The organism is Mesorhizobium sp. M7D.F.Ca.US.004.01.2.1 (assembly GCF_003997785.1).
GTDB lineage: Bacteria > Pseudomonadota > Alphaproteobacteria > Rhizobiales > Rhizobiaceae > Mesorhizobium > Mesorhizobium loti.
Map to the genome: position 1 here is coordinate 1 of NZ_RZRQ01000322.1, position 6,638 is coordinate 6,638.

General features: G+C 63.4%; 6 protein-coding genes and 1 pseudogene. All 7 read left to right on the forward strand.

Annotation, left to right across the window (positions count from 1 at the left end):
• A partial coding sequence (locus EN993_RS28890) for an enoyl-CoA hydratase-related protein (protein WP_245469000.1) occupies positions 1 to 299 on the forward strand: 299 nt, incomplete at its 5' end.
• A 9-nt stretch (positions 300 to 308) separates the two neighbouring features.
• Entirely contained in the window at positions 309 to 1,820 is a 1,512-nt protein-coding gene (locus tag EN993_RS28895; RefSeq protein WP_127265482.1) for an aldehyde dehydrogenase family protein, read from the forward strand.
• A gap of 59 nt (positions 1,821 to 1,879) precedes the next feature.
• Entirely contained in the window at positions 1,880 to 3,133 is a 1,254-nt protein-coding gene (locus EN993_RS28900) for an ABC transporter substrate-binding protein (protein WP_056595179.1), read from the forward strand.
• A gap of 104 nt (positions 3,134 to 3,237) precedes the next feature.
• On the forward strand, positions 3,238 to 4,188 hold the full coding sequence (locus EN993_RS28905; RefSeq protein ID WP_109659236.1) for a sugar ABC transporter permease: 951 nt from the start codon (positions 3,238 to 3,240) through the stop codon (positions 4,186 to 4,188).
• Positions 4,185 to 5,129: a carbohydrate ABC transporter permease gene (locus tag EN993_RS28910; protein ID WP_109659234.1), complete on the forward strand. Its 945-nt coding sequence runs from the start codon at positions 4,185 to 4,187 to the stop codon at positions 5,127 to 5,129. The genes EN993_RS28905 and EN993_RS28910 overlap by 4 nt, the downstream gene beginning before the upstream one ends.
• Positions 5,130 to 5,133: 4 nt before the next feature.
• Complete coding sequence (locus EN993_RS28915; RefSeq protein WP_109659232.1) at positions 5,134 to 6,249, forward strand: ABC transporter ATP-binding protein; 1,116 nt, start codon at positions 5,134 to 5,136, stop codon at positions 6,247 to 6,249.
• Positions 6,250 to 6,254: 5 nt separating this feature from the next.
• Positions 6,255 to 6,638, forward strand: a pseudogene (locus EN993_RS28920) (GMC family oxidoreductase); the annotation flags it as partial.

Consider the following 6,638-nt stretch of genomic DNA (forward strand, 5'->3'; position numbering starts at 1 on the left):
GCATGGCGTTGGGCGGCGAGATCCTTCTCGCGGCTGAAGCGCTGGCCCTGGGCGTGGTCGATCGGGTGGTCGAGACCGGCAAGGCACATGACGAAGCCAAGGCCTGGGCCGAAAAGATCGCCGAGCGCGGACCGCTGGCGACGGAAGCCGCCAAGCTGATGATCGCGGTCGCCGAAGGTGAGGAAAGCGCCGCCGCCACGGAAGCGCTGGCCAGCGGCTTCATCGCCATGACCGGCGACCTCAAGGCCGGTGTCGGTGCCTTCAAGGCCAAGCAGAAGCCGGCCTTTTCGAGATCCTAGAGGAAACACATGAACGCACCCCTCAAGATTTCCATGCCGGCCGAGGCGTCCCAGGCGCCGAAGGGGTACAAGCTGCTGATCGACGGCAAGCATGTCGATGCCCGCGACGGCCGTACGATTGCGCGCCAGAGCCCCGGCCACGGCTTCACCGTTTCGCACTATGCGCAGGCCGGCGAGGCCGAAGTGGAAGCCGCAATGCAGGCCGCGCACAGGGCTTTCGAGACCGGCCCATGGCCGCGCATCAAGGCTGCCGAGCGCGCCGCGATCCTGCTCAAGGCGGCCGACCTGATCGAGGCGCGGCTGGAAGACATCGCCCGGCTCGACGCGCTGGAATCCGGCAAGCCGATCGCCCAGGCACGCGGCGAGATCGGTGGCGCCGTCGACATCTGGCGCTATGCCGCCTCGCTTGCCCGCACACTGCATGGAGAATCCTACGCCAATCTCGGCGACGCCATGCTGGGCGTCGTGCTGCGCGAACCGATCGGCGTCGTCTCGATCATCACGCCGTGGAATTTCCCGTTCCTCATCGTCAGCCAGAAACTGCCCTTCGCGCTTGCCGCCGGCTGCACGGCCGTCGTCAAGCCGAGCGAAATGACCTCAGCCTCGACCTTCGTGCTCGGCGATATCCTGATGCAGGCCGGCCTGCCCGCCGGCGTCGTCAACATCCTCGCCGGCCTTGGCGCCGATGTCGGTGCGCCGATGGTCGGCCATCCCCTGGTCGAGATGGTGTCATTCACCGGCTCCACCCGGGTCGGCAAGATGACGATGGCCTCGGCTGCGCAATCGCTGAAGAAAGTCTCGATGGAGCTTGGCGGCAAGAACGGCCAGATCGTCTTCCCCGACGCCGACCTCGAAGCGGCCGCCGACGCGGCGGTGTTCGGCGGCTTCTTCAACGCCGGCGAATGCTGCAATGCCGGCAGCAGGCTGATCGTACATGAGGCGATCGCCGACGATTTTCTCAGCGCCGTCAAGGCGCTCACCGCCAGGGTCACGGTCGGCGATCCGCTCGATGACCGAACCAAGGTTGGCGCGATGATCTCATCCGACCACCTGGCCAAGGTGGCAGATTACGTGGCGTCAGCCGCGACCGAGGGCAGCAGCGTCTACAGCGGCGGCAAGCAGCTGGCCTCCAATGCCGGCCAATACCTCGATCCCACCATCATCCGCGGCGTCACCGAGGATATGGCCATAGCGCGCGAGGAAGTATTCGGCCCGGTGCTCTCGGTGTTGACTTTTGAATCGATTGAAAAGGCGTTGCACATCGCCAACAACACGCCCTATGGTTTGTCGGCGGGCGTGTGGAGCGCCAGCATCGACACTTGCATGTCGGTGGCGCGTGGGGTGCGTTCGGGGACCGTCTGGGTGAACACATTCATGGAAGGTTATCCCGAGCTGCCTTTCGGAGGCTACAAGCAGTCCGGTCTCGGACGCGAACTCGGCAAGCGTGCCGTCGAGGATTATACCGAGGAAAAGACAATCCAGTTTCATCGCGGCCAGCGCACCGGATGGTGGGTCGGCTGAGTTGAGAAGAACCCGGCGGGCATCCGCCGGTCGTGTAGATGCAACAAGGGAGGAAGTACATGTTGCGCAAACTGCTTATCGGAACGGCGCTCGCATCGGGTCTGGCTTTCGCGGCCCATGCCGAGGACGTCAAGGAAGTCCAGATGCTGCATTGGTGGACGTCAGGCGGCGAAGCGGCTGCTCTCAACGTCCTCAAGGGTGATCTGGCCAAGGAAGGCTACGCCTGGAAAGACGTGCCGGTCGCCGGCGGTGGCGGCGACGCTGCCATGACCGCGCTGAAGGCGATGGTTGCCGCTGGCAACTATCCGACCGCCTCGCAGATGCTCGGCTACACCGTGCTCGACTATGCCGCCGCCGGCGTCATGGGCGACCTGACCGAGACGGCGAAGAAGGAAGGCTGGGACAAGTCCGTTCCGGCAGCCCTGCAGAAGTTCTCTGTCTATGAAGGCAAGTGGGTCGCGGCTCCGGTCAACGTCCACTCGGTCAACTGGCTGTGGATCAACAAGGCCGTCATGGACAAGATCGGCGGCACCGAGCCGAAGACCTTCGACGACTTCGTGGCCCTGCTCGACAAGGCCAAGGCGGCAGGCGTGATCCCGCTCGCTCTCGGTGGCCAGAACTGGCAGGAAGCCACCATGTTCGACTCGGTCGTGCTGTCGACTGGCGGACCTGAGTTCTACAAGAAGGCCTTCAACGACCTCGACGACGCTTCGCTCAAATCCGACACGATGAAGAAGTCGTTCGACAACCTGGCCAAGCTCGTCACCTATGTCGACCCGAACTTCTCGGGCCGCGACTGGAACCTTGCCACCGCCATGGTCATCAAGGGCGATGCCTTGGTGCAGGTCATGGGCGACTGGGCCAAGGGTGAGTTCCACGCCGCCAAGAAAACCCCGGGCACGGACTTCCTGTGCTATCGCTTCCCGGGCACCGACGGCTCGGTGATCTACAACTCCGACATGTTCGGCATGTTCAACGTTCCGGACGACCGCAAGGCCGCCCAGGTCGCGTTGGCCACCGCCACCCTGTCGAAGAGCTTCCAGTCGGCCTTCAACGTCGTCAAGGGTTCGGTTCCGGCTCGTACCGACGTTCCGGACACCGACTTCGACGCTTGCGGCAAGAAGGGCATCGCCGACCTGAAGGCAGCCAATGACGGCGGCACGCTGTTCGGCTCGCTGGCCCAGGGTTATGGCGCGCCTCCGGCGGTCGCCAATGCCTACAAGGATGTCGTCTCCAAGTTCGTCCATGGTCAGATCAAGACCTCGGACGAGGCCGTGACCGAGCTGGTCAAGGCGATCGACGACGCCAAGTAAGCGCCACACACCCAAAACGCCTTCCCCGCTCCGGCGGGGAAGGCCCAAATCCGCGAACTAATATCCGCGAACCTGGTTGGCCTCGCGTCGACGGGAGGAGCCCCATGAGCACGGTAGCGACAAGCCAGATCAAGCTGACGCCGGAGCGGCACCGCGCCTCGGTGCGCTCGCGCTTGCAGGACGCCCTGCCGAAGATCGTTCTGGCGCCGAGCTTCGCCATCACCATCGTCTTCGTCTACGGCTTCATCCTGTGGACGATCTATCTATCCTTCACCAATTCCAAGACCTTCCCGTCCTATGTCATCACCGGCTCGCGCGCCTATCAGCGGCTGTGGGGCTGGACCTTCGACACCGACCCGCCGTCAAGCTGGTACACGTCGATCACCAATATGGGCATTTTCGGTTTCCTCTACATCTTCATCTGCCTGGCGCTCGGCCTGTTCCTGGCCATCCTGCTCGACCAGAAGATCCGCGGCGAAGGCGTGCTGAGGCCGATCTACCTCTACCCGATGGCGCTGTCCTTCATCGTCACCGGCGTCGCCTGGAAATGGTTCCTCGATCCCGGCCTCGGCCTCGAGCAGACCTTGCATCAATGGGGCTGGACGAGCTTCCATTTCGACTGGATCAAGAACAAGGATTTCGTCATCTACACGGTGGTCATCGCCGGCGTCTGGCAGGCTTCCGGCTTCATCATGGCGATGTTCCTGGCCGGCCTGCGCGGCATCGACGGCGAGATCATGAAGGCGGCGCAGATCGATGGCGCCACCACCTTCCAGCTCTATCGCCGCATCGTCATCCCGCTGCTGCGGCCGATCTTCCTGTCGGCCTTCATCGTGCTCGCGCACCTCGCCATCAAATCCTACGATCTGGTCGTGGCGCTGACCAGCGGCGGGCCGGGCGGCTCGGCCTGGCTACCGTCCAACTTCATGTATGAATACACGTTCAAGCGCAACGAGATGGCCGTCGGCTCGGCAAGTGCGGTGATCATGCTGATGACCATCGTCGCCATCATCGTGCCCTATCTCTATTCGGAACTGCGGGAGAAGCCGCGATGAGCGCTGTCACCACTCCCGCCCGCCAGGCCTCTGGCGGCGTCAACGTCAAGATCATCAACCGCATCGTTATCTATGGGCTGCTGGCGCTGTTTGCGCTGTTCTACCTGATGCCGCTGTTCGTCATGCTGGTGACCTCGTTCAAGACCATGGACGAGATCCAGAACGGCAACATGCTGGCATTGCCCAAGGCGCCGACCTTCGACCCATGGCTGAAGGCCTGGGGCGAGACCTGCGTCGGTCTCACCTGCGCCGGCATCAAGGGTTATTTCTGGAACTCCATCAAGATGGTGGTTCCAGCCGTGCTGATCTCGACGATGCTCGGGGCGCTGAACGGCTACGTGTTGACCAAATGGCGCTTCCGCGGCGCAACGCTGGTGTTCGGGCTGATGCTGTTCGCCTGCTTCATCCCGTTCCAGTCGGTGCTGCTGCCGATGGCGACCATCCTCGGCAGCTTGGGCCGCTTCGGCGTCACGCTGCAGAACTCGGTTGGAACGAGCTTTGGCCTCGGCAACCCGACGGTCAACCTCGTCTTCGTTCATGTCGTCTACGGCATCGGCTTCACCACGCTGTTCTTCCGCAATTACTACGAGGCGTTCCCGACCGAACTGGTCAAGGCGGCGCAGGTCGACGGCGCCTCCTTCTTCCAGATCTTCCGCCGCATCATGCTGCCGAATTCGATGCCGATCTTCGTCGTCACCGTCATCTACCAGTTCACCAACATCTGGAACGACTTCCTGTTCGCCTCGGCTTACGCCGGCACCGGCGACGCGATGCCGATGACGGTGGCGCTCAATAACGTCGTCAACACCTCGACCGGCGTCGTCGAATACAACGTCAACATGGCCGCCGCGATGATCGCGGCACTGCCCACCCTTCTCGTCTACGTGCTCGCCGGCCGCTACTTCGTGCGCGGTCTCATGGCTGGCGCCGTCAAAGGATAATCTGATGGCTTTTCTGGAAATTGATGGTCTGAGAAAGCGCTTCGGCCAGGTCGAGATCCTGAAAGGGATCGATGTCGAACTCGAGAAAGGCGGCTTCCTGGTGCTGGTCGGCCCATCCGGCTGCGGCAAGTCGACCTTGCTCAACACCATCGCCGGACTGGAGACGATCACCTCGGGCGAAATCCGCGTCGACGGCCGCGCCATCAACGATCTGCATCCCTCCAAGCGAGACATCGCCATGGTGTTCCAGAGCTATGCGCTCTACCCGAACATGACGGTGGCCGGAAACATCTCCTTTGGCATGGAGATGCGCGGCGTGCCGGCGGCGGAGCGCCAGAAGGCAATCGACAAGGTGGCCAAGGTGCTGCAGATCGGTCACCTGCTGCAGCGCAAGCCGAGCCAGCTTTCCGGCGGCCAGCGCCAGCGCGTCGCCATGGGTCGGGCGCTGGTGCGCGACCCCAAACTGTTCCTGTTCGACGAGCCGCTCTCCAACCTCGATGCCAAGCTGCGCGTCGACATGCGCATCGAGATCAAGCGCCTGCACGCCACCACCGGCACCACCATCGTCTATGTCACCCACGACCAGATCGAGGCGATGACGCTGGCGACCAAGATCGCCGTCATGCGCGACGGCGAGGTGCAGCAGTTCGGCACCCCGGCCGAAATCTACAACAACCCGACCAATCTCTTCGTCGCCGACTTCATGGGCTCGCCGGCGATGAACCTGATCCCGGCGACGATCGGCACCAACGGCAACGCGCTGTCCGTCGTGCTGCAGCGCGAGGCGCGCGAGCCGATCAATCTGCCGATGGCCAATGCCCCGGCGGGCCTGTCGGCATTCCAGGGCAAGCCGATCATCTTCGGCGTCCGCCCTGAAGCGCTGACCGATCCGGAAGGTGCCGAGCGCAACGCGTCGAACATCGCCACCGCCGACTGCCACATCGAGGTCGTCGAACCGGCAGGCTCGGACACCTTCGCCGTCACCAATCTCGGCGGCAAGGGCGTGGTGGCGCGGCTGCGCGCCGACGCCAACATCCAGCCGGGCACCAGCACGCCACTCGCCTTCAATCTGACCAAGGCGGTGTTCTTCGATCCGGCGACCGAAAACCGCATTCGCTGACGGCTATGACAAATCCGGACATCGTCATCATCGGCTCCGGCATTGGCGGCGCCACGATCGCCTCCGGCCTTGCCGGCAGCGGCGCCTCGATCCTGATGCTGGAACGAGGCGAGCCGCTGCCGGCGACGCCGCACGCACGCGACACGCGCTCGATCTTCGTCGACGGCCATTATCGGCCGAAGGAGATGTGGCGCGAGGCCGGCGGTGCCGCCTTCAATCCCGGCAATTACTACTATGTCGGCGGGAATTCGAAATTCTACGGCGCGGTGCTGATCCGCTACCGCAAAGAGGACTTTGCGGCCATGGAGCATTTCGGCGGCGTCTCGCCGGCCTGGCCGTTTTCCTATGAGGAATTCGAGCCCTGGTATTCCAGAGCCGAACAGCTGTTT